A 23,319-nucleotide genomic window follows, 5' to 3' on the forward strand; every position below is an offset into this window, starting at 1 on the left:
CCGCCGCCGGCACCGGCGGACGTCCGGAGCGCCCTGCCGCCATCCGGCCCGCAAGGGACCGGTCTCGCCGGCCATGCCGATCCGACCGCCGGGGCCCTCGCCGCCGACGCTCGCGGCAAGCCGCCGGCGGCAGCCAGCCCGACCGCGGATGGCGGAGCGCCGGCAGGCCGTCCCGAGCGGGTGCCCGAACGCAGGATTCCCTTGGCCGCCTATGCGCCGCCCGGCGACATGACGTCGGCCCTGCCGCCGCCGATCGAGCGCGGCCCCCCGCTGCCGGCCCAGCGTTCGGCACCGGCCGGCATGGCACCGGGCGGCTCGCATGCCGCCGCGGCAGTCGTCGCGCCGGCGATCCCTTACCCGTCCGCTGCGGGCGGACCGGCTCCGGCTCCGTCGGGGGCGGGGACCCCAGGGGCAGCGAACCCAGGGACAGGGATGCCAGGGGCCGGGACTCCAGGGGCAGCGACCGCAGGAGTGGGGACGACGGCCATCGGTCCGGTCGAGACCGGTCGCGGCGACGGTGCGCCGCTGCCGCGTCCCTCCGCACAGATGGCCGCGATCGCGCCGGTTCGGACGCCGCCGCCGCCGCTGGCATTGACCGGGCCGCGCATTTCGTCGCCGCCGCTGCCCAAGGGCGATCTGATCGCGCGGCCCCGCCGCGACGGCGCCGCGCCGGCCGGAACGCTGATCGTCAACGCCATCCCGAATGCCGCCACGACCGAGGTTTCGCGCCCGCCGGAGGTTTCGCAGCCGCCCGAGGCGGTGGCGCCGGCCGGACCGGTCCGCGTGATCCAGGGATTCTCCTTCCCGAATCCCAATTCAACCACCACCGAGCCGGCTGCGCTTCCCGATCCCGCGCCGGCAACGACCGCGACGGTGCCGCCGCCCACCGGCCATCCGGCGCTCGTCGCCGGCGAGCCGCCGCCCGCTGCCTATACGGCACCGCTGCCGCGTCCGAAGCCGCGCTCGTGACCGGTGCAGGCCGACCGCCGGCCGGCAGAGCCCGGCATCCGGTCACGGATGGCCGGAGTTCATATCGGCCGACCCGGTCCGTGGGAGCGCCCCGCCGCGCTGCGACGGGTCCCGCCGCTTCTGCCCATGGGGCAGCGTCACATCCCTGCATCGCCCGGCGCCGAACCTTGAATCACGTGAACGTTCCTGCCGTGGCCGGTGGGCCGGATAGGGTGGTTCGGCTACCCTCATGGCCATGACGATTCGATTTCCCGCCTTCGACGATCGGGCGCCGGATCCGGCGGTGCTCGGCGTGGCGCGGTCCGTGACCGGACGGCGGTGGCGCGACCGGCTGGATGCGGCCGGGGAGGCGACCGCGCTGGCGATCACGCAGCGCACCGGCATCGACCAGATGGTCGCGCGCATCATGGCCGGACGCGATGTCGGCCTGGAGGCGGCCGTCGGCTTTCTCGAGCCGACCGTGCGCGCCCTGATGCCGGACCCTTCCGTGATGACCGCCATGGACGCGGCGGCCGCGCGCATCGCCGATGCGGTCGTGGCCGGCGAGGCGATCGCTCTGTTCGGCGACTATGACGTGGACGGGGCGACCAGCTGCGCGCTGGCGACACGCTATCTCGCCGCGCTCGGCCTTCGGGCGACCGTCTATATTCCGGATCGGCTGATCGAGGGCTATGGCCCCAATGTCGAGGCCATCCGCGGCCTCGCCAAGGGCGGCGCGCGTCTGCTGATCACGCTCGATTGCGGGTCGACCAGTTTCGAGCCGCTGGAAGAGGCGCGCCGGCTCGGGCTCGACACGGTCGTGATCGATCATCACCAATGCGACGTGGCGCTGCCGCCCGCCGTGGCGGTGGTCAATCCGAACCGCCAGGACGACCTTTCCGGGCTCGGCCATCTGGCGGCCGTCGGCGTCACCTTCATGACCATGGTGGCGGTCAATCGCGAATTGCGCCGGCGCGGGGCCTTCGCGAAGCGCGCCGAGCCGGATCTGATGGCCTTGCTCGATCTGGTCGCGCTCGGCACGGTCGCCGACGTGGTGCCGCTGATCGGGCTCAACCGGGCCTTCGTGGTGCGCGGGCTCGCCGTGGCGCGCAGCCGGCGCAATGTCGGCCTCGCCGCGCTCGCCACCGTGGCGCGGCTGAACGGCCCGATCGCCGCCAGCCATCTCGGCTATCTGATCGGGCCGCGCATCAATGCCGGCGGCCGGATCGGCAATGCCGCGCTCGGCGCCGAACTGCTGGCGACCGAGGACCCTGTCGCCGCCGAACGGCTGGCGGTCGAACTCGATCGGCTGAACCGCGAGCGGCAGGTCATCGAGACGGCGATGCTCGAAGAGGCCATGGCCGAGGTCGATGCCATGGGCGAGCCGGGGCCGGTGATCGTGACGGCTTCGGAGACCTGGCATCCCGGCGTGGTCGGCCTGATCGCCTCGCGGCTGAAGGAGCGCTGGCGCCGGCCGGCCTTCGCGATCGCCTTCGATCGCGGCCCGGTCGGCACCGGTTCGGGGCGCTCGATCGGCGGCGTCGACCTCGGCGCCGCGGTGCGCTCGGCAGTGGCGGCGGGGCTGCTCGTCAAGGGCGGCGGCCACGCCATGGCGGCCGGCCTGACCATCGAGCGCGACCGGCTGGAGGCGTTCCGCGCCCATGTCGAGGCGCGCGTTGCGGCGGCGGTCGCCGACAGTCTGGCGGTGTCCGATCTGGTGCTCGACGGCGTCCTGTCGGCCTCCGGCGCCACGGTCGATTTCGTCGAGATGGTCGAGAAGGCGGGACCCTACGGGGCCGGCCATCCCGAGCCGGTCTTCGCGCTGGCGGCGCACCGGGTGACCTATGTCGAGACCGTCGGCCAGGGTCATGTCCGCGCCAGCCTTGCGGCCGGCGACGGTTCGACCCTCAAGGCGATGGCCTTCCGGGCCGCATCCGAGCCGCTCGGCCGGGCGCTCCTGGAGGCGCGCGGCCGGATGGTCCATGTCGCCGGTTCGCTGTCGCTGGACCATTGGCAGGGTGATGCAAGAGTGCAACTGCGGGTGCTCGATGTGGCGTTGCCCACAGGGCCCGGCTTGTGACTCGGATCGAGGCTGGTTAATCGGCCTCAATGTTAATCGAACCGTAATCGCTTCGGCGAAAATTGAAGGCGGGAATGACGTTGGAGTTGGGGAACCCTATGGCGTATCGGGCGGAAGGTACTGAGTTGATGGTCACGGTTGCGCCCGGCGCGTCCGAAGCCATGCCCGCTATGGTTGCGAAGCCGGCCGTTCATCCGGTCGATGCCCGTCGAGTCCGTCTTGCGGTCGGCCTGACCATTCTGCTGGCGGTGATCGACCTGGTTCTCTATTTGCCGCGTCTGATCTGACGGGGCAGCCGGGCGGGTGGCGCGTCCCGCATTGGGGGTGCGGCCGCCGTCCGGCATGATGGCCCGGGACCGACACGGCGCCGCAGGGCCGCTGTGCGGACGCACGGAATCGAGACTGCGCGCGAGCCGTTCGGGTCGCGGGCGGAAGGCGGATCGGCGACGGCAGAGCGTCGGCGGTCTCAACTCTTGGAAGCCAAGACGGGACCGGACCGGCGTCCGGTCGCCGCGTCGACGGTGTCCGGCCCGGGAGGCTGAGCGGCTCAAGCGCGAACTCCATCCTGAAAATGTGCAGTCGCCGGCAGGCTCCGGCGAAGCCGTCATCCGCGTGTCTCCCGTCCCGATGGGAGGGCAGGGACCCTATCGTCGACATTTGCGCCGATGCGCCCGGAATGTCCGGCGGCGCGGAACAGGCCTTCGACCTCTCCGACGGCCGGTCCGGATTGCGCGGCCCGCATTGCCCGGTTCCTGACGGGGGATCCGTTTCGGTCCCGGCTCCGTCGACGAGATTTTCCATTCAGACAAGCCCTGCATTTGGCAGGGCGCCTTGCTGTCCCGATCCGAAGGCCAGGGCTCCGCCCCTTCGTCAATGCCGGCGCCATTTCACCGGCCGCGACAGTTCGAATTTCAGTCTGCCGATACGACACGAACAGGTTTTCTCATGAACAAATATGATCGCGCGATCAGGGAGCTCGAGACACTCGGGTCCGCCACCATGAAATGCTCCGGCAATTCGATGCTGCCGATCCTCAGCAATCCGTCGACTTGCGTCTATCGCCGGCAGGAACGCTATGCGGTCGGCGACATCGTCTTCTGCAAGGTGAAAGGGCGCTTCATCGACGCCCATCTGATCACCCGCACTGCCGCCGACGGGCGCTATCTGATCGCGAACAATCGGGGCCACGAGAACGGGTGGACCGCGACCGTCTATGGGCGGGTCGTCGAGGCGGTCGACAAGGCCGGGCGCGCCAAGACCTTCTGACGGTGGGAGACCGCCGGCGTGCGGTCCTTTGCCGGCTTCACGCCGCGACGATCGCGTCCAGCGCGGCTTCCAGGCCGGCGCACAGGCGGTCGACCTCTTCGGGGCCGGTGGTCGGGGCGGCCAGCAGCATGTTGTGGAACGGGGTGACGACCACGCCGCGATTGATCAGCGCGAGCCGCAGGGCGCCCTCGATCTCGGCCGAGCCGATCCGGGCGGCCGCACCGCCGGTGCGCGGCGGTTCGGGCGCGAGCATGAATTCGACCCGGGCGCCGGCCGCGGTGACGCACCAGGGCAGCCGTCGCTCGGCGATGATCGCGCGCAGCCGCCCGGCCAGATCCGAGGCGGTCGCGATCATGTGCCGGTAGGCGTCGGCGGTCATGACCTCCTCGAACATGGCGCGCATCGCCGCCATCGCCAGCGCGTTGGCCGACAGCGTCGTGCCGATGCCCGAATAGCCGGGCGCCTCGGCACGCACCCGCGCCATGCCCTGCGAGACCGCGGCCGTGACGCCATAGACCGCCGCCGGCACGCCGCCGCCGATCGCCTTGCCGACGACCAGGAAATCCGGCTCGAGCGCATGGGCGCGGGCATAGCCGCCCGGGCCGGCCGAGAGCGTATGGGTCTCGTCGATGGCGAGCAGGGTGCCGGCGGCACGGGTCAGGCGGCGCAGGGCCGCGTGATAGCCTTCGTCCGGCAGCACCATGCCGATATTGGTCATGACCGGCTCGGCGAGGACCAGCGCGACGCCGCGGTCGGCCAGGGCCGCCTCCAGCGCCGCGATGTCGTTGAACTCGACCACGCGGGTATGGGCGCGCATGTCGTAGACCTGCCCGACGAGCCCCGCCCGTTGGACCGGAACGCCGTCGGCGAGGCGGACATGCACGTCGTCGACCGCGCCGTGATAGGCGCCGTTGAAGATCAGGATGTCGCTGCGGCCGTTCAGCGCGCGCGCCCAGCGGATGACGGCCCGGTTGGCGTCGCTCGCCGTCAGCGTCGCCTGCCAGACCGGCAGGCCGAAGCGCTCGGCGAGCAGCCGGCCGACCTCGGGCACCAGCGCCGAGGGCAGCATCGCGGTCGCCCCGCGGGCGATCTGGTGGGCGACCGCCCGGCGCACCGGCTCCGGCGCGTGGCCGAACATGGCGCCAGTATCGCCGAGGCAGAAATCGGCATGCTGATGGCCGTCGACGCAGGTCAGGCAGGAGCCGGTCGCTTCCTTCAGGAAAAGAGGGAAGGGCAGGCCCCAGTCGCTCATCCAGTGCAGCGGCACGCCACCGTGCCAATGTTCGGACGACCGGGAGGCGAGGTCGGCGGAGCGCGGATGAGCCTGCCGATAGGCCTGCTGCTCGGCCGCCAGGAAGGCGGCGAGGCGGTCGGGATCGACGCCGTGACGGCGGATGGGGTCGAGACGGGCGACGGCGGAATCGACCGGGGCGGGATCAGGTATGGCGGGATCGGTCGTAACGGGATCGGTCATGGCGTTCCGGTGCCGGGCGATCGGGGTTCGGCGCCGGCTCCCGGTTGCGGCGTTGCCGAAGCATGCCGCAACGGCCCCGCCCGCGCCATGCCATCGCGCGCCTGAAGACAGGCCGAATGCGGCTTCGTCGCCAGGGAGAGCGTGATTCGGCTATTGGATGGAGAGTGCAACCAGGGCCAGCGATGCGAGACAGACGAGCAGCGCCGTCTCGAACAGGCTCGGCGCGGACAGGTGTCCGATGAAACGCTTCAGCTCTTGCACGGAAATCTACCCGGTCGGTGGAACGCGGTGGATGGGAAACTACTGAGGAAAGAATGACATGAAGTAAAGATCCTGACGCTTGAATCCTCATGGAGTTGCAGAATTGCAACGTTTCGTGACAAAAATATGAACTCTTCGCGAGTCGCATCGTGCGGTTGCGGAACGCGCCGCGCAGAGGGGGCGTTGGCCGGCTCGCGATGGACAGCTACACTGATGCGGGGACCGGTCCGAACGGAGGGTCCATGGTCATCGACGTGCTTTCCGGCAGAGCGGTCGGCGTACCGCGCGAGACGGCCCCGGGCGACTTCGCCGCGCCGCGGGGCGGGCTGGTGCTCGATGCCCGCATCCTGGACATCACCGACAAGGGCATCGTCCGCCTGTCGACCCGGCTCGGGGAACTGGACATCCCGCTGTCCGCCCTGATGGGGGCGGCCGAGGGCGTCGAACCCGGCCGGCTGGTGGCGCTGGCGATCGAGCCGGGCGAAGGCGGCGGGCTCGTCGCGCGTCTGGCGGTCAAGGCGGCCGGGGACGCCGCGCCGCCGGCTGCCGCCGATGCGGTCGCCGCCGACCCGGCCGTGGTCCGCCGCCAGGTGCTCGGCGAGGCCGTCATGGCGGCGGCGGCCCGACAGGCCGGCATGGCGCGGCTCTTCGCCGATGCGACGGCCCTGGCGACGGCGGCACCCGACCGGGTCCCCGACGCGGTGCGCGCGGCCGTCGCCGACCTGCTCGGCCGGCGGCTCGATCTCGACCGGGCGCCGGACGCGCGCAGCCTGGCGCGCGCCGTGCTCGGCTCCGGTGTCTTCCACGAGGCAACCGCCGCAGGGGCCGGCCCGGCCGCCCGGGCCGGGCTCGCCGCGGGCGACGACCTCAAGGCATCGCTGCTGCGCCTCGGCGCCGCGCTCGGTGCCTGGCTCGGACCTGCCGCGGAGGCCGGCGGCGGATCGCCATCGGCCGCTCAGGTCGCCGGGACCGCACCGGGCGCGCGCGGACCGGCATCCGGGCCGCCCGGCCTGCCGGGGAGCGCCGCCGGCCCGACCGGCGCCGTGCCGGGGGGTGCATCTCCGGCCGATCGGCCGACGGCCGGGGCCGACCCGCCGACTGGGGCCGGCCCGCCGGCTGGCGTTCCGTCGCCCGGCCTTTCGTCGTCCGGACCCGGTCCGACCGCGACGCCGGCGCTGCCGACCGGCAGCGTGTCGGGACAGACCGGCGGCATGGTCGGAGCCCGGCCGGTGACCGGGGCGGGGGCTGCTGCGGACGCCGGTATGCCGATGCGAACCACGGCGGTCGGTCGGCCGGCCGGATCGCCGGGCACCGGCTATGCCCCCTCGGCGGCGCTGCTGTCGCGGCTTCCGGCGGCCAGCGGACAGGATCAGCTGCTGACCGGCACCGTGCCGGAGGCCGTGGCGGGTTCGACTGCGCCCGCGGGTCCGCCTCCCGGCGGGGCCGGGTCCGGTCCCGGACCTGCGGGTCCGGGCATCCCGCCGCCGGTGGGTCTCCCGGGGCCGGATGCGGCCGGAGCCGCCGCCGACGACGGTGGACCCGAGCGGGGCCCCGATGGAACGGCCGCCGCGCGGAAGGCTGCGGCGTCCGTGGGGCTGCCGGCACCCGATGATGCCGGGCCTGCGGCGTCGGATCGCCTGTCCGGATCCTCGCCGGCGCCGTCCTCCGCATGGGCCGGCGCCGATCTGCTGGCCGCGGCCCTCGCCGGCGGCGTCGCCGCGACCGGGTCCGAGGCCGAGGGTGCCCATGAGGCCGACGCGGTGGCGCGTCTGCTGCGCACGCTCGTGCAACTCGCCGCTGCCGCCGGCGATGCCTCGGCTGGGTTGCTGCCGGGCGAGGCCCCGGACACCGATGTTGCGGCCCGGCAGTTGATGGCCGCGCACGCGCTACGCGCGGCGGGGTCCGCCACGGTGCCGATGGCCGGCGATCCGGACGGGTCGCCGAGCCCGCCGCCGCGGCGCGGGGCGTCGATCCAGGGCGAGGCGCCGGCGATCGGGCATGGCCCGGGCGCGGGCGATCCGGTCGGGCAGGGGCGGGTGGTGCGCCAGGAGACGGAGGCGGCGCTCGCCCGCATGCTCCTCAGCCAGTATGCCTCGCTCGGGCCGGAGGCCGAGGCGGCCGGGCGGCCGGCCGGGCAGGAGCGGGCGCAGCCGCCGCAATGGACCTTCGAACTGCCGATCGTGGCGCGCGGCGAGACAGGCATCGCGCAGTTCCGCATCGAGCGCGACGAGCGCGGCCGGTCCGGCCGGGACGGCAAGCCGGCCGCGCCGGTCTGGCGGGTGCGCTTCGCCTTCGATCTGGAGCTCTTCGGGGCGATCCACGCCCTCCTGTCCCTGCAGGGCGAGCACCTGTCGGTCGGCCTGTGGACCGAGCGGGTCGAGGCCGCCGCGCAGCTCGGCGCCGAGGTCGGCCTGCTGCGCGACGCGCTGGAGGCGGCACGGCTGACGGTCGACGAGATCCATCTGGCCGAGGGCCGGCCGCCGGCCGCGGACGGACGCGCGGCGACCCATTTCGTGGACCGCAGCGCATGAGCCCGCCGCCGGCCGACGAAGACCCCCGCCGCCGCATCGCCGTGGCCCTGACCTATGAGGCGCCCTCGGCGCCGCGCGTGGTGGCGACCGGGCGCGGGCCGATCGCCGACGCGATCCTGGCCGAGGCGCGGGCCTCCGGCGTCGCCATCGAGCAGAACCCGGTGCTCGCCGACGCCCTGTCGCGGATCGAACTCGATGCGGAGATCCCCGAGGAGCTCTATCGCGCGGTCGCCGAGGTGATCGCCTTCGTGATCCGCGCTCGCGACCGCATCCGCTGAAGCAGACGCTTGGACGAGCCAGACTACGGAAACCAGATCCCTCTCTGGAAAAACAAGCGCATGTTGGGAACGACATGGCTTTGATCGAGATCCTCAATTCTCTCGACCGGCGAGATCGATGAAATCTCGAAACGCCCAAATTGTGAGAACACGTCCCTCTCGATGAGAGCCAATGCCTCTTCGTCGGAGGCGGCAGTGACCCCGCACCCGAGACCTAAGGGGCCTGGTTCTGCCCCGGCAAACGTGATCCAGAACAATTTCAACATGGCAATTGCCGTGAGGCTCAAGGAACAAGGGTCAGCAGACGGCAAGCATCACTCGGAACGCGAATTTCAAGACTGCGATCGGCTTCTCCGACCATTGAACCGGTCTGGGCATCCCAGGTTGACGGCGTTTAGATCCTGTCATCGCGCAGGTAACGTTGCACGTTCTGCATCACGGAACTGAACAACCTGATCGCGTATCGATCGAGACGGATGATCTCGATCCGTCCAGTGCGCGCCTCAGACCCTTCGACAGCTAACCTTTGTCGAAGAAGCGGCCGATGCGGATGCCGGCGGCGTCGAGGTCGGCCGGGAAGGCGTCGCTGCCGAGATGGGCATATTCGCGCAGGCGCGCCGGCATGATCGCGTCGGTCGGGTCGGCCGGATAGCCGCCGGCGGCCGGATGGCACATGACCAGCGGGACGCTGCCGGCGCCGGTCAGGAAGCGCTGCATGCAGGCGCGGAAGGACGGCTCGGGCGCGAAGCTGGTCACGCCGCGGAAGCTGTCGTTGGCAGCGGCGCCGGCCCGGCGGGCGTCGTCGCCCATGCCGCGCGACAGGAAGGCGATGAAGCTCGTCTTGGGCACCTCGATGCCGCGCCGGCGGATCGCCTTGAACGGCTCGGCGCAGGAGCGCAGCCACATCCGGTGGCCGCGTCCGGTCAGGGCGGCGACCTCCTCGATCAGCGCGCGGCGGATGCCCGGCAGCACGTGGCAATGCTGGTGGCCGTCGACGAAATCGGGCGGGCGGCCGAAAATCTCCGTGAAACGGGCCAGTTGGCGCCCGATCTCCGCCTTGGTCTCCGCATAGGCGATGCGGCCGGCAAGAGCCTTGCCGATCAGGGTCCCGATGGTCGGCACGACACCGCCCGGCATGGTCGCCGGGAGGGGGCCGAGCGGGGCCAGGTCGGTCAGGGTGAGGTGCAATCCGATGTCGGTCCGGTCGGCGAGACGTGCCAGTTCCGCCCCGCCGGCCGCGCAGTCGGACCCGGCCACCATGCAGCTGACCGCACTCAGCCGGCCCCGTTCGACGAGGTCGAGTACCGCCGCATCCACACCCCGCGACAGGCCGAAGTCGTCCGCGCAGAGGACCAGTCTCTTCTTGTCAAACATCGGCGAAGTCTGTCATTGACGATACGAACTGAGCGACGGGCAGGCGCGGCACCATAGCCGGCCGAAGCCCGAAAAGGAACGCAGTCCCATGACGATACTCCCGGTCGACTTCAAGGGTCGCACCGTCGCCGGACCGGTCCTGTCGGTCGTCCTGCCGATGCGCAACGAGTCGCGCGGGCTCGATCGCCTGTTCGCCCGCCTCGTGCCGGTGCTGCAGGGCATCGGCCTGCCGTTCGAGATCGTGGCCATCGACGACGGCTCGACCGACGACACCCTGGCCCGCCTGAAGGCGCTGCGCGAGCAGGTGCCCGGGCTCAAGGTGGTCAGCCTGTCGCGCAATTTCGGCAAGGAGATCGGCGTCACCGCAGGTCTCGCACGCACCAGCGGGCGGGCCGTGATCCTGATGGATTCCGACCTGCAGCATCCGCCGGAGGGCATCCCGCAGCTTCTCAAGCCGTGGCAGGAGGAGGGCGTCGCGATCGTCTATGCGCGCCGGGTCGGCCTCGACCGCGGCGGCTTCACCCGCAAGATCCTGACGAAGTGGTTCTACCGCCTGTTCGACATGATGAGCGAGGTCAAGATCGACCGCGAGACCGGCGACTTCATGCTGATCGACCGCAAGGTGGTCGACGCCTTCCTGGCCATGCCGGAGCGCAACCGCTTCAACCGCGGCCTGCTCGCCTGGGCCGGCTTCAAGACGCGCACCGTGCCGGTCGACATGGAAGCGCGCGAGAGCGGCGCCAGCCAGTTCGGCATCCTGAAGCTGATGCGGCTGGCCATGAACGCGATCACGTCCTTCGGCACGCTGCCGCTGCGCATCTGGACCTATATCGGCGGCGTCGTGTCGCTGATGGCGCTCGCCTACGGCGCCTATATCTTCGTGCGCACGCTGATCTTCGGCGCCGACGTGCCCGGCTATCCGTCGCTGATCGTCGGCCTGATGCTGTCGGCCGGCGTGCAGCTGATCGGGCTCGGCATCATCGGCGAATATATCGGCCACGTCTTTTCCGAGGTGAAGCGCCGCCCGCTCTATCTCGTCCAGGAGACGGCCGGATTCGAGGATAGTCCGGCGGACGACGCGCCGCCGGTCGCCGCGGCGCCGCCGTCCGTGCCGGGTCCCGGGCCCGGCCGATGACCGCGCCCGCTCCGGGGGCGGTTCCGGCGGCGAGAGCCGGCCGGACGGGTCTCACCACGCTGACCGTTCTCACCGTCTGCGGCCTGTGGGTCTGGCTGGCCTGGCCCTGGATCTCCGGCGCCTGGACCGTGCCGTGGGACGCCAAGGCGCATTTCCAGCCGCAGCTGCAGTTCCTGGCCGGATCGCTGAGCCGCGGCGAATCGCCCTTCTGGAACCCGAACATCTTCGCCGGCTGGCCGCAGGTGGCCGACCCGCAATCGCTGATCTTCGTGCCGGCCTTCGTGCTGCTCGCGCTCGTCAATCCGGCGCCGAGCTTTGCGGCGATGGACGCGACCGTCTATGCCAGCCTGCTGGTCGGGGCGCTGTCGCTGTTCGTCTATTTCCGCGATCGCGGCTGGCATCAGGCGGCCGGCGCCGTGGCGGCGCTGTCCTTCGCCTTCGGCGGTTCGGCCGCCTGGCGCATCCAGCATACCGGGCAGGTGATCAGCTATGCGGCGATCCCGCTCGCCATGATGCTGCTCGCCCGCGCGCTCGAGCGCCGGTCCCTCGGCTGGGGCCTGCTGGCGGGGGCTGCGGCGGGCGTGCTGGCGCTCGGACGCGACCAGATCGCGCTTCTCGGCATCTATCTGCTGATCGGCCAGGTGGTGGCCGCCGTCCTGTTCGGCGACGGCATGGGCGCCCGCGGGCTCGGCGGGCGGGTCGCCGGCGCGATGAAGCCGCTGTCGGCCGGGGCGGTCGCGGGCCTTGCCGTGGTGGTGGTTCCGGTCGTGCTGACCCTGCTGCTGGCGGCGGAATCGAACCGGCCGGAGATCGACTATATCGGCGCCGGCCGCGGCTCGCTGCACCCGGCCTCGCTGATCACCGCGGTGATTGCCGACCTGTTCGGCCAGGGCGATCCGAACGTGCACTTCTGGGGGCCGCCGAGCGCCGCCTTCGGGGTGACCGACATCTACCTCGCCCAGAACATGGCCGCCTTCTATGCCGGTGCGGTCCCGATCGTCGCCATCCTGATGCTCGGTCTCGGCCGCGGCCTGCTGGCCGCGCGCGAGATCCGGTTTGCCGCCGTGATGGCGCTCCTGACCGTGTTCTATGCCATCGGCTGGTACAGCCCGGTCTTCACGCTGTTCTTCGACTGGCTGCCGGGCGTGAAGCTCTACCGCCGGCCGGCCGACGCGACCTTCCTGCTCGGCTTCTGGATCGCGGTGCTGGGCGGCTACCTGACCCATCGCTGGCTCGACGGCACCGTGCCGCCGGCCGGCCGGCTCGCCCGTGCGCTGCAATGGGGCCTGGCGCTTGTGGTCCTGGTGGCGCTGCCGGTCGCCTTCGGGCTCCATGCCGATCGGCTGACGGAGGCCGTCAAGCCGACCGCGACCGCCATCCTGTTCTTCGGCGGCGCGCTTCTGGCCCTGGAACTGGCGCGCCGTCTCGCCCGGGGCCGGGCGGCGCTTCTGGCCGTGGGTCTGCTCGCCGGCTTCACGGCCGCCGATCTGCGCTGGAACAACGCCCCGAACGAATCGACCGCCTATCCGCCGGCGACCTTCGAGGCCCTGAAGCCGGACACCTCCGATCCGACGATCCGCTTCCTGAAAGAGCGCACCCGGGAGACCGCGACGGGCCCGCGCCGCGATCGGGTCGAACTGGCCGGCCTCGGCTTCCACTGGCCGAATGCCGGCATGGTGCATGGCTTCGATACGGTGCTCGGCTACAATCCGTTGCGGATCGACACCTACCAGGCGGCCACCGCCGCGCAGGACACGATCGGCCTGCCGGACCAGCGCCTGTTCAATGCGATGTTCCCGTCCTATTCGTCGGTGATGGGGCGCCTCCTCGGCCTGCGCTACATCGCCGCCAATGTGCCGCTGGCGTCGATCGATCCGCGCTACGACACCGGCCGGATCGTCGAGATCGCGCAGTTCGGCGAGACGCGGATCTACGAGAACCGGGACGCCCTGCCGCGGGCGCTGTTCGTGACCCGGGCTCGGCAGGCCGATTTCGCCCGCCTGCTGGAGACCGGGCGCTGGCCGGAGGGGTTCGACCCGGCGCGCGAGATCGTGCTCGAGCGGCTGCCGGCGGGCGTCGCGGAGGGAGCACGCGACGGCGGCAGCGCGACGGCCGAGCCCGGACGCGTGGTCATCGCGGCCTACCACAACACCGAGGTGGTGCTCGAGGTCGACGCCGCCCAGGCCGGATTCGTCGTGCTGACCGATGTCTGGCATCGCTGGTGGCGAGCCGAACTGGACGGCCGGCCGGCCGAGATGCTGAAGGCCGACGCGATCTTCCGCGCCGTGCAGGTGCCGGCGGGGCGCCACACGTTGCGCTTCACCTTCCACCCCTTTGCCGGCGCCTGGGCGGATGTCGTCGAGCGGCTGGCACGCGGCCGCAAGGGATGACCGAACAACAGCCATGCCGCCGCACTCTTCGGCTGGCCGCGACGGCGCCGGCGCTATAGGATGCCTCACTTCCGAACCACGGAAGTCCATGGGATCATGACGTCGAACACCACCGCCGGGACCCGGCCCGCCAGCGCCGCGAGCGTCGACATTCTTCGCGACCTCGTTTCCTTCGATACGACCAGCCGAAATTCCAACATCCCGCTGATCGCCTGGGTAGAAGACTATCTCGCCAATCGCGGCGTCCGCTCGACCCGCGTCTACGATCCGACCGGCACCAAGGCCAATCTCTGGGCGACCATCGGCCCCGCCGATCAGGCCGGCTACGTGCTGTCCGGCCATACCGACACGGTCCCGGTCGACGGGCAGGACTGGGCGTCCGACCCCTTCCGTCTGGTCGAGCGCGACGGCCGGCTCTACGGCCGCGGCACGACCGACATGAAGGGCTTCCTCGCCGTCGCGCTGGCCAAGGTGCCGGACATGCTGCAGGCGTCGCTCAAGCGGCCGATCCATCTCTGCTTCAGCCATGACGAGGAGATCGGCTGCATCGGCGTGCGCTATGCGCTGGAACGGATCGGCGATCTGGCGCCTGTCGCGCCCGTTGCCGCCTTCATCGGCGAGCCGACCAGCATGCAGGTGATCGTCGCCCACAAGGGCAAGCACAACTACAGGGTCGTCGTCACCGGCAAGCCGGTGCATTCCTCGCTGGCGCCGGCCGGCGTCAACGCGATCGACTACGCGGCCGAACTGATCCTCAAGATCCGCGACATCAACCGCCGCTTCGCGGAGGGTCCGCGCGACGAGGCCTTCGACATTCCGGTTTCGACCGCCCATACCGGCGTGATCACCGGCGGCACCGTGCTCAACATCGTGCCCGAATCCTGCGAATTCGCCTTCGAGTTCCGCATGCTGCCGGGCATCTCGCACCAGACCTTCGAGGACGAGGTGCGCAGCTTCGCGCGCGACGTGCTGGAGCCGCGCATGAAGGCGATCGATCCGGCGACCGGCATCGTCATCGAGCTGGTCAACGGCACGCCCGGCTTCGATACCGACCTCGGCTCCGCGGTCATTCCGATGGCCAAGGCGCTGGCCGGCCGCAACGACCATGCCAAGGTCGCCTACGGCACCGAGGCCGGACTGTTCGTCCACATGGCCGGGGTGCCGTCGATCGTGGTCGGTCCCGGCTCGATCGAGCAGGCGCACCGTCCGGACGAGTTCATCGAGATGGCCGAGCTCGGCCGCTGCGAGCGGTTCATCGATCGGCTGATCGAACGCTGCTGCTGAGCGTTCGGGCGCAGGCGGCGGGGCCGACGGCGCGGCGGGGAGATCGATTTCCGCCTCGTGTCCCCATGCCGCACTCGACCGCGCCGCCCCGGCGGGCTATCCGGCTCGGCGAAGACCCCACAACCACACCCTGACAGACCCCGAGAGGCGAATGATGAGCGAGATCTGGTTCCGCACCGGCGAAGCGACCGTGCTGGCGGCCGAGGGGCAGGCGACGGACGCCATGCCGGAGGTTCTGATCGGCTCCGTGCGCGGCCCGGCCGGCCAGGCCTTCGCCTCGATGATGGGGCAGGTGGTCGGCCATACCCGCATGTTCGTGGTGCGCGACCTCAACCAGATGGTCCGCCCGGCGACCATGATGACCACCAAGGCGACGATCCACACGGCCGAATATGTCGAGCTGCTCGGCGGCGTCGTGCAGGGCGCGATCGGCGACGCCATCCTCGATTGCGTGATCGAGGGCGTGCTGCCGAAGGACGGGCTCGACGACCTGTGCATGATCGTCATGGTCTGGCTCGATCCGCGCTGCGCGGAGGATGCCAATCTCGACAAGGCCGATCTCTACCGGACCAACCACGAGGCGACCAAGATCGCGATCGGCCGGGCCATGCGCGGCGAGCCGACCATCGACGAGCTGATCGCCAACCGCAAGACGGTCAAGCACTACGCGCTCGACGGCGTGGTCGAGTACTGAGGACGGCCCGCTCGGCGGCGGCTTGTCCGGCCGCCGCGATCCGGTTGGCCTTCATCCGTAGGGCGACCGTCTTGTGTCCGTGATCGGTCCGACGCATGGTCGGACCGGACAGGCCCGTCGGTCCGACCGACGGGTCCAGCCCGTCGCAACGAGGAGCCCGCCCCATGATCGTCTCGCGCAAGCTCGCCGCCGCCGGTTCGCTCGCCTCGCTCGTCCTCTGGGCCGCACCGGCCGCCGCCCAGGACTTCTGGTCGATGAGCTGCCCGCAGCTCTGGTACGAGCGCAATTCGATCTATCACGAGCGCGGCTACTGCTTTCAGACCGAGCGCGGCATCCGCACCTTCGGCAATGCCGGCTGCGTCACCTCGAACGAGAGCGCGCTCGGCCTCAGCTCCACCGAGCGGCGCACCATCGCGCTGATCGTTCAGGTCGAGCGGCAGAAATACTGCAAGTGACGCGGCCGCCAGCGGGGGGGACCGTGGTGCGGACCGGCCAGCGGCCTTAAGCCTTTGCTAGGCCCAGTCGCAGGTCGTGACGGCCGGCGGGGCTGCCTGTTGCGCCGTCGGCGGCGGTCTTAACGCCGTTTCAAAGCGGGACGGGCAGGCTTCTCCGGCAACGGACTTGCGGAGGAGCCGTCCCATGCCGAGCGTCGACAAGCGCAGTCTTCTGGACCGGGTCAGCGCGACCGGCCGCATCGAGCCCGAGGATGTGCGCGCGCTGCGCGGTCTCCACTATGCCGACGGGCTGGTCGACCCGGCCGAAGCCGATTTCGTCTTCGACCTCGAGCAGCGCGTGCGCGAGGTGGTGCCCGACTGGTCGGACTTCTTCGTCGAGGCCATGACCGATCATGTCGTGATGCAGACCGAACCGCACGGCTATGTCGGCGGCGAGACCGCGCAATGGCTGATCGGGCGCCTCAACGAGGATGGCCGCATCCGCTCCGAGACCGAACTGGAACTCCTGGTCCGCATCGTGGAGACCGCCCGCGCGGTGCCCTTTCGCCTGTCGGCCATGGCGCTGGAGGAGGTCCGCCGCGCGGTCGTCGACGGCTCCGGCCTGACCCGGCATGGGGCGCTCGCCCCCGGGCAGATCACCATGGCGGAGGTCGCGCTGGTGCGCCGGGTCCTCTACGGAGCGGGCGGCGAGGGCGGTGTGGCGGTGTCGCGCGAGGAGGCCGAGGCGCTGTTCGACATCGACGACGCCGTCGGGCATGCCGACAATGCCGAGACCTGGGCCACGCTCTTCGCCAAGGCGGTCGGCAACTATCTGATGGCCGCCGTCCTGCACGAGACGCCCTCGCGCGAGGACGCGCTCAGACGGCAGGCCTGGCTCGACGCGCCGGACGACGGCACGAGCTTCCTGGACCGCTTCGTCGACGGCCTGACCGGGATCGGCAATCTGATCGAGGGCTTGACGCAGAGCCTCGGCGACAAGGTCGAGCAGGCCCATCGCGAGACCAATGCCCGCCGGGCCCGCGCGATCGAGGAGGCCGAGCGGCTGAGCGACGGCGAGGTCGACTGGCTGGTCGCCCGCATGGGCCGCAACGGCCGGCTCAGCCGCGCCGAGATGGCGCTGGTCGAGTTCCTGCGCTCCGGCCACGGCCGCCTGCCGGTGCCGGTCGAGGCGGTCGTCGCCCGGCTCGAACGAGCGGCGTAGCCAAAGCATCGCCCGGGTCGGGCGGGCGGCCTGACGGATGTGCCGATCGCGTCTGCTCAGGTCGGCCCACTGCCGAGGGCCGGCACGGGGTCCTTGGCCGGGGCGAGGGCGCGCAGCAGGATGGCGGCGAGGATCAGCGCGCCGCCGATCAGGCTCGACGTGCGCGGCGTCTCGGCCAGCACCAGATAGACCCAGAGCGGCGCGAAGACGGTTTCGGTCTGCGCCAGCACGGTCAGACCGACCGCGGGCACCACGCGGGCGGCACGGTTGAACAGGATCGTGCCGATGCCGATCAGGACCGCGCCGTGGATCAACGCCATGGCGGCGTCGAAGGGCGGCACGACGAGCGGACGGCCGTTGACGAGCGTGGTGGCGACGCAGACGACCAGCGTCAGGAGCCCGTAGCCCGACAGCACCGGCGCCCAGTCGCGCCCCTTGCCGACGCGCACGCAGACCGCATAGACGGCGAAGCCGAAGGCCGACAGCAGGCCGCCGAGATTGCCGGCGAGGCTGCCCGAGCCGAGTTCGCCGCCGACCATCACGACGAGGCCGGCCAGCCCGATCAGGATGGCGGCGGTGCCGACCAGCCCGAGCCGCTCGCCGAGCACGATGCGGGCGAGGATCGCGGTCTGCAGCGGCGCGGTCGACGAGAAGAAGACCGCGGCCGCGACCGTGGTCGATTTCAGCGCGAAGATGAAGGCGACCGCGGCGAGCACCAGCCCGGCGGCGGCCAGGATGCCGAGCCCGTCGCTCTTCAGGAAGCGCGGCAGCAGGAGGCCCTGGCCGCTGACCAGCGAAATCGTCTCCATCGCGATCAGCACGCCGATGCCGCGCCAGATCAGATACTGGAACGGGTCGGAGTCCGCGGCGAAACGGACGGTGAGGACGCCGAAGCTCCACAGGATGCCGGCGGTGAGCGCCATCAGGGAACCGACGAGCGCGGCCCGGGTCATGCAAGCATCCTCAATTGGGCGACCGCGCGGGGGCGGCGGAGACGGTCGCCGGCGGCGCGGAGGCCGCCAGCATGCGCCAGATGACATAGGCCGCCAGCACGGCATGCACCACCGCGTTATGGACATGGAGGCCGCCCGGGCCGAGCTTCGACATGGCATAGCCGGCCGTCACCGGCCCGGCGATGGCGCCGACGCAATAGGCGAGCAGCAGCACGGCGGCAACCCCGACCGCGCGCTCGGGTCCGCTGCGATCGTTCACATGCGAGACCAACACGTAATATTGCGTCGCCAGCACCGATCCGATCGCCAGCCCGACGCCATAGAGCAGCATGCGGGGCAGGGGGCCGGCGAGGGCCAGGAACAGCTCGATCAGGCCCGTGGCGACGACCAGCCCGACCAGCACGGCGCGCCGGTCGGTGCGATCCGACAGGCGCCCGATCGGGATCTGCAGCAGGGCCGAGCCGATCGTCAGCATGGTCATGAAGGTGCCGACCTCGCCCGAGGTGAGCCCGATCCCGGCGGCGTAGATCGGCGTCAGGCTCCAGAACGGGCCGTTGGCGGCGCCGATCAGAAAGACGCCGACGATGCCGATCGGGCTGGTGCGCCACAGCCAGCGCAGCGGCAGTTCCGGCGAGGCGGGCCGTTCGGGCGGATCCTCGTTGGTGATCATGACCGGCAGGATGGCGGCGGCGAGGAGCGCCGCGGCGCCGGAGAAGAGCGTGAACGAGGTCGGCTCGTCGAGGCCGATCAACTGGTTGCCGACCGCCCAGCCGGCATATTGCACCACGCTGTAGGCCGCCAACACCCGGCCGCGCACCGCATTCTCGGACTTGCCCTGCAGCCAGCTTTCGACCGTCGCATAGAGGCCGGCGAAGCAGAAGCCGAGCACGCCGCGGAACAGGATCCAGGCCCAGGGCTGGTGGAAGACCGCGAAGCCGAGCGTGGCGATGACGGCCAGCGCGACCGAGGCCGTATAGGCGCGCGCATGGCCGGAGCGACGCACCGCGGCCGGGTTGATCACCGCCCCGATCAGCATGCCGACGAAATAGGCCGAGCCGAGGAAGCCGATCTCGATCTCGCTGTGGCCGTGCGCCCGCGCGCCGAGCGGGATGATGGTCAACAGCAGGCCGTTGCCCGACAGGAGCAGGAACACCGACACGAGCAGCGCGGCGACGGAGCGATAGGCGGAGGCCAAGGCGAAAATCCGGGGAGAATCAGAGGGTCAGGATGCCAGACCCTTGGCCTGCGATCCGAACGAAATTGCGACGGGACTTGTCCGCGGCCGTCATTCCCCAACCTGTCATCAATCTGACGGCGGTCTTTCGCACGCCCGTCATCGGCCCCGGGGAAAGGTGGCGCACCGCTTTCGATCCGACCGACCACTCCGGGAGACTGCCATGCGCACCTGCCTCGCCGCGATCCTCGCGAGCCTGACGCTCGCCACCGCCGCCCTCGCCGACGGCGAGCCGAAGTCCTTCAAGGCCACCCTGATGGGCCACGCCGTGCTGCCGGCGGCGAGCTTCGTCGACGCCCCGGCCGATGCGCCGGACGACCTCAAGACCTCCGCGAAGTTCACGCAGGGCGGCCGCCGCACCGACGCGATCGGCTCGGTCATGGGCAAGTCCGGCATCCGCCCGACCGGCCTCTCGCTGCCGTTCAAAGGCCAGGCCGTGCAGGGCTTCTCGGGCATCCGCTCGCTCGGCAACGGCGAGTATCTCGTGCTGACCGACAACGGTTTCGGTTCCAAGGGCAACTCGCCCGACGCCGCCCTGATGGTGCACCGGCTGAAGATCGACTTCGCCGGTGGCAAGGTCGAGCGCAGCGCCACCACCTTCCTGACCGACCCGGACAAGAAGGTTCCGTTCCGGATCATGAACGAGGGCACCCGCGAGCGCTATCTGACCGGCGCCGACTTCGACATCGAGTCGATCCAGCCGATCGCCGGCAAGCTCTGGATCGGCGAGGAACTCGGCCCCTATCTCGTTCGGACCGATGCCAACGGCCGGGTCGAGGCGGTGTTCGAGACGGAAGTCGACGGCAAGGTCGTGAAGTCGCCGGACCACTATGCGGTCACCACCCCGGCCATGCCGGGCGCCCCGGTCGCCTTCCAGGTGCGCCGCTCCAAGGGCTTCGAGGGCATGGCCCAGTCGCCCGACGGCAAGTTCCTGTATGCGCTGCTGGAAGGCCCGATCTGGGACGAGGGCAAGAAGGCCTTTGAGACCGTCGACGGCAAGGAAGTGCTGCGCGTGCTCGAATTCGACGTGCAGGCCGAGAAGTGGACCGGCCGGTCCTGGAAGTACCAGCTCGCCGCCAACGGCAACGCCATCGGCGACTTCAACATGATCGACGCCACCACCGGCCTGATCATCGAGCGCGACAATGGCGAAGGTACCGCCGACAAGGCCTGCCCGGCCGGCGAGAAGAAGCCCGACTGCTTCGAGGACGTGGCCAAGTACAAGCGCATCGTGAAGGTCGAGTTCTCCGACGCCAATGTCGGCGGCCTGGTGCGCAAGATCGGCGACATCGACCTGCTCGCCATCCAGGACCCGCGCGAACTCGCCCGCCAGGGCGGCCGGGGCGGCAAGCTCGCCATGCCCTTCGTGACCATCGAGAATGTCGACGTGGTCGATGCCGCGGCCGGCCTGATCGTGGTCGGCAACGACAACAATCTGCCCTTCTCGGCCGGTCGCGAGCCGAACAAGGCGGACGACAACGAGTTCGTCCTGCTCGAAGTCAAGGATCTGCTTGCCGCCAAGTGAGTGCGTCGACTGCAAGCGGAGGCCGCGCGGACCCGTGCCGCGCGGCTTTCGCGTTTCAGGGGGGGCGACGGGCTTGTCGCGCGCGATGGGTTCGTCGCGGGCGACGGCATCAGGGCGCGTTGCCGTCCGGAGTGGAGCGGCCGCCGGTCGTGAAGGGCGGCGCGGAGAAGCGGCGGATCAGCCAGGAGCGGAAGATCGAGACCGCCGTCTCGCCGAGATCGTCCGGGTCGGTGGCGAGATAGTAGCCGTAGCCGTCGTCGATCATCAGGTCGACCGGGCGGACGAGCCGGCCGGCGGCGATCTCCTCGCGAAAGAGCAGCGGATCGACCAGCGCGAGGCCCTCGCCCGCCATCGCATAGCCGGCCGCCATCTGGGCGGTGTCGAAGACGAGGCCGCGGTCGGTCTTCAGGTCCGGGCAGCCGGCCGAGCGGGCGAACATGTCCCAGAGATAGGTCTTCGGCCGCTCGTCGAGGCGGACATGGAGCAGGTCGTGGGCGCCGAGGAAGCCGGCGAGATCGCCGGGCCGGGCGGTCGCGGCCACGTCCGGGTGGCAGAGGATCGTCAGGCGCACCATCCACAGGAGATCGAGCACGCGGTCGGTGACCTTCGGCTCGGAATAGACCACCGCCACATCGGCGCTGCGCTCCATCGGCCCGGCGACGGTGCGGCTGTCGAGGTCGATGCCGATATCGGGATGCTCGGCGCGGAAGTCCTTCAGCATCGGGATCGCCAGCTGGTGGGCGAAGGTGTGCGGCAGCAGCACCTTGAGCGCGCGACGCGGCGTGCCCTTGTCGGCGCGCACCTCCTCCAGCACCTCGTCGATGCGGTCGAAGGAGCGCGTCACCACCGGCAGGATGCGGCGGCCGGCATCGGTCAGCGCGAGCTGGTGCGGCTTGCGCTCGAACAGCTGGATGCCGAGCAGGTCTTCGAGCCCGATGACATGCCGGCTGACGGCGGATTGCGTCACCATCAGCGACTGGGCGGCGGCGGTAAAGCTGCGGTGGCGCCCGGCGGCCTCGAAGGCCCGGAGCGCATTGAGCGGCAGCCAGCGACGGTCCATGCGGGATCCTCGGGGTCGCCGGCCGGCGGTCAGCCGATGCGGGTCGCCGCGAGCCGGTCTTCGTCCAGTTCGTAGCCCATCCCGGGCCGGTCGGACAGCACCACGAAGCCGTCGGCATCGATGGTGAGCGGCGCCCGCATCGGGAAGTCGCGCCGATCGAGCGACCATTCCGGCGGATCGAACGGGAATTCCATGAAGGGCGCGTCGGCAAGCCCGCAGGTCAGATGCGCGTTGGCGACCACCCCCATGCCGTTGGTCCAGGTATGCGGCGTGAACACCAGATTGGCGGCCTCCGCCATGGCGGCGACGCGGCGCAGGCCCGAGATGCCGCCGACCAGCGCGGCGTCGGGCTGGACCACGTCGAGGCAGCCGTCGCGGATCAGGTCGCGGAACTCGTAGATCTCGCGGGTCATCTCGCCGCCGGCGATACGCACGTCGACCATCTCGCGCAGCCGCCGCATGCCGTCGCGATCGGCGCGGAACAGCGGTTCCTCCATCCAGTAGACGCCGATCCGCTCCATCTCGCGGGCGACCTGGAGCGCGTCCTTGAGCGACCAGGGCGCATAGGCGTCCCAGGACATGCGCCAGCCCTGGTTGCAGTCGACCATAAGCTCCAGCCGGTCGCCGACCCGCGCCCGCACGGCTTCGAGCGCGGCCACGTCGGCGCGCCAGTCGCCGCGGTGGAAGCGGATCTTGAGCGCCTTGAAGCCCTGCGCCAAATAGGCCTCGGCCGCATCCGCGAGCGCGGCCGGCGCCCGCAAGGTGCCCGAGGAGGCATAGGCGCGGACCCGGTCGCTGAGGCCGCCGAGCAGCTTCCAGACCGGCTGGCCGGCGATCTTGCCGGCGAGATCCCACAGCGCCAGATCGAGCGGCCAGCAGCGGCCGTAGTGGAACTGGATGTTGGACAGGATGCGGTAGTGGCGCTCGATGGCGAGCGGGTCCTGGCCGACGAACATCGGCTCGTGGCCGGCAAAGCCGGTCATGGTGTCGCCCGACGCGATGCCCTCGATGCCCTCGTCGGTCTTCACGCGCACGATGGTGGCATCGAAATGGGTGCGCGGCCTTGTATCCCAGCTGGCATTGAAGGGCGGGTCGAGCGGCAGGCGGTGATGGGTGATCTCGATGGCGGTGATCTTCATCGCGCGTTCCTGCCCCTCGCAGTCGGTTCTTGAGTGC

The 23,319-nt window shown here is 70.8% G+C and carries 20 protein-coding genes; 13 read left to right on the top strand and 7 right to left on the bottom strand.

Annotation, left to right across the window (positions count from 1 at the left end; genetic code table 11):
* Window positions 1-471: 471 nt before the first annotated feature.
* The 4 genes from ABB55_RS27425 (at window position 472) to ABB55_RS27435 (ending at window position 4,294) form a co-directional block, all read left to right on the top strand.
* Entirely contained in the window at window positions 472-969 is a 498-nt protein-coding gene (locus tag ABB55_RS27425; RefSeq protein ID WP_054361674.1) for a hypothetical protein, read from the top strand.
* 229 nt (window positions 970-1,198) lie between these two features.
* Window positions 1,199-3,028, top strand: a complete 1,830-nt coding sequence (recJ, locus tag ABB55_RS27430; RefSeq protein WP_083464000.1) for a single-stranded-DNA-specific exonuclease RecJ — start codon at window positions 1,199-1,201, stop codon at window positions 3,026-3,028.
* A gap of 74 nt (window positions 3,029-3,102) precedes the next feature.
* Window positions 3,103-3,315, top strand: a complete 213-nt coding sequence (locus tag ABB55_RS30070) for a hypothetical protein (RefSeq protein WP_140943308.1) — start codon at window positions 3,103-3,105, stop codon at window positions 3,313-3,315.
* 658 nt (window positions 3,316-3,973) lie between these two features.
* Entirely contained in the window at window positions 3,974-4,294 is a 321-nt protein-coding gene (locus tag ABB55_RS27435) for a S24/S26 family peptidase (protein ID WP_054361675.1), read from the top strand.
* Window positions 4,295-4,331: 37 nt separating this feature from the next.
* Here ABB55_RS27435 and ABB55_RS27440 read toward each other — a convergent pair whose 3' ends face one another.
* Window positions 4,332-5,768, bottom strand: coding sequence for a transaminase (locus ABB55_RS27440; RefSeq protein WP_083464001.1), 1,437 nt, complete (start codon window positions 5,766-5,768; stop codon window positions 4,332-4,334).
* Between the two features lie 503 nt (window positions 5,769-6,271).
* Between ABB55_RS27440 and fliK the strand changes: the two genes are divergently transcribed.
* Together fliK and ABB55_RS27450 are read left to right on the top strand one after the other, a co-directional pair.
* Window positions 6,272-8,560: a flagellar hook-length control protein FliK gene (gene fliK / locus ABB55_RS30075; RefSeq protein ID WP_054361676.1), complete on the top strand. Its 2,289-nt coding sequence runs from the start codon at window positions 6,272-6,274 to the stop codon at window positions 8,558-8,560.
* Window positions 8,557-8,838: an EscU/YscU/HrcU family type III secretion system export apparatus switch protein gene (locus ABB55_RS27450; RefSeq protein ID WP_054361677.1), complete on the top strand. Its 282-nt coding sequence runs from the start codon at window positions 8,557-8,559 to the stop codon at window positions 8,836-8,838. The genes fliK and ABB55_RS27450 overlap by 4 nt, the downstream gene beginning before the upstream one ends.
* A gap of 23 nt (window positions 8,839-8,861) precedes the next feature.
* On the opposite strand, the gene ABB55_RS27455 is transcribed toward ABB55_RS27450, so the two are convergent.
* Complete coding sequence (locus ABB55_RS27455; RefSeq protein WP_152982217.1) at window positions 8,862-9,104, bottom strand: hypothetical protein; 243 nt, start codon at window positions 9,102-9,104, stop codon at window positions 8,862-8,864.
* A gap of 253 nt (window positions 9,105-9,357) precedes the next feature.
* The gene (locus ABB55_RS27460) at window positions 9,358-10,212 is read right to left on the bottom strand and encodes a ChbG/HpnK family deacetylase (RefSeq protein WP_054361679.1); all 855 of its coding nucleotides are present in this window, start codon (window positions 10,210-10,212) and stop codon (window positions 9,358-9,360) included.
* An 88-nt stretch (window positions 10,213-10,300) separates the two neighbouring features.
* On the opposite strand from ABB55_RS27460, the gene ABB55_RS27465 reads away from it, so the two are divergent.
* The 6 genes from ABB55_RS27465 to ABB55_RS27490 all read left to right on the top strand — a co-directional run bounded on the left by ABB55_RS27465 (window position 10,301) and on the right by ABB55_RS27490 (window position 17,371).
* On the top strand, window positions 10,301-11,347 hold the full coding sequence (locus tag ABB55_RS27465) for a glycosyltransferase family 2 protein (protein ID WP_054361680.1): 1,047 nt from the start codon (window positions 10,301-10,303) through the stop codon (window positions 11,345-11,347).
* On the top strand, window positions 11,344-13,737 hold the full coding sequence (locus ABB55_RS27470) for a hypothetical protein (RefSeq protein WP_054361681.1): 2,394 nt from the start codon (window positions 11,344-11,346) through the stop codon (window positions 13,735-13,737). The genes ABB55_RS27465 and ABB55_RS27470 overlap by 4 nt, the downstream gene beginning before the upstream one ends.
* Window positions 13,738-13,833: 96 nt before the next feature.
* Window positions 13,834-15,021, top strand: coding sequence for an acetylornithine deacetylase (gene argE / locus ABB55_RS27475; protein WP_054361682.1), 1,188 nt, complete (start codon window positions 13,834-13,836; stop codon window positions 15,019-15,021).
* Between the two features lie 154 nt (window positions 15,022-15,175).
* Window positions 15,176-15,715, top strand: coding sequence for a formaldehyde-activating enzyme (locus ABB55_RS27480; RefSeq protein ID WP_054362334.1), 540 nt, complete (start codon window positions 15,176-15,178; stop codon window positions 15,713-15,715).
* 164 nt (window positions 15,716-15,879) lie between these two features.
* Window positions 15,880-16,170 carry a YARHG domain-containing protein gene (locus ABB55_RS27485; RefSeq protein ID WP_054361683.1) on the top strand — a complete coding sequence of 97 codons (291 nt, stop codon included), beginning with the start codon at window positions 15,880-15,882 and terminating at the stop codon, window positions 16,168-16,170.
* A gap of 184 nt (window positions 16,171-16,354) precedes the next feature.
* A complete protein-coding gene (locus tag ABB55_RS27490; protein ID WP_054361684.1) occupies window positions 16,355-17,371 on the top strand; it encodes a hypothetical protein in 1,017 nt (338 codons plus the stop codon).
* 56 nt (window positions 17,372-17,427) lie between these two features.
* On the opposite strand, the gene ABB55_RS27495 is transcribed toward ABB55_RS27490, so the two are convergent.
* Both ABB55_RS27495 and ABB55_RS27500 read right to left on the bottom strand, forming a co-directional pair.
* Window positions 17,428-18,324, bottom strand: coding sequence for a DMT family transporter (locus ABB55_RS27495; protein ID WP_054361685.1), 897 nt, complete (start codon window positions 18,322-18,324; stop codon window positions 17,428-17,430).
* 10 nt (window positions 18,325-18,334) lie between these two features.
* A complete protein-coding gene (locus ABB55_RS27500; RefSeq protein WP_054361686.1) occupies window positions 18,335-19,519 on the bottom strand; it encodes an MFS transporter in 1,185 nt (394 codons plus the stop codon).
* A 202-nt stretch (window positions 19,520-19,721) separates the two neighbouring features.
* On the opposite strand from ABB55_RS27500, the gene ABB55_RS27505 reads away from it, so the two are divergent.
* Window positions 19,722-21,083: an esterase-like activity of phytase family protein gene (locus ABB55_RS27505; protein WP_054361687.1), complete on the top strand. Its 1,362-nt coding sequence runs from the start codon at window positions 19,722-19,724 to the stop codon at window positions 21,081-21,083.
* Window positions 21,084-21,192: 109 nt separating this feature from the next.
* On the opposite strand, the gene ABB55_RS27510 is transcribed toward ABB55_RS27505, so the two are convergent.
* Together ABB55_RS27510 and ABB55_RS27515 are read right to left on the bottom strand one after the other, a co-directional pair.
* The gene (locus ABB55_RS27510) at window positions 21,193-22,143 is read right to left on the bottom strand and encodes a LysR substrate-binding domain-containing protein (protein WP_054361688.1); all 951 of its coding nucleotides are present in this window, start codon (window positions 22,141-22,143) and stop codon (window positions 21,193-21,195) included.
* Window positions 22,144-22,172: 29 nt separating this feature from the next.
* Window positions 22,173-23,282 (bottom strand): mandelate racemase/muconate lactonizing enzyme family protein, encoded by a 1,110-nt coding sequence (locus ABB55_RS27515; RefSeq protein ID WP_054361689.1) that lies wholly within the window; start codon window positions 23,280-23,282, stop codon window positions 22,173-22,175.
* Window positions 23,283-23,319: the final 37 nt, after the last annotated feature.

The sequence above is a fragment of the Prosthecodimorpha hirschii genome, assembly GCF_001305515.1.
Lineage (GTDB): Bacteria > Pseudomonadota > Alphaproteobacteria > Rhizobiales > Ancalomicrobiaceae > Prosthecodimorpha > Prosthecodimorpha hirschii.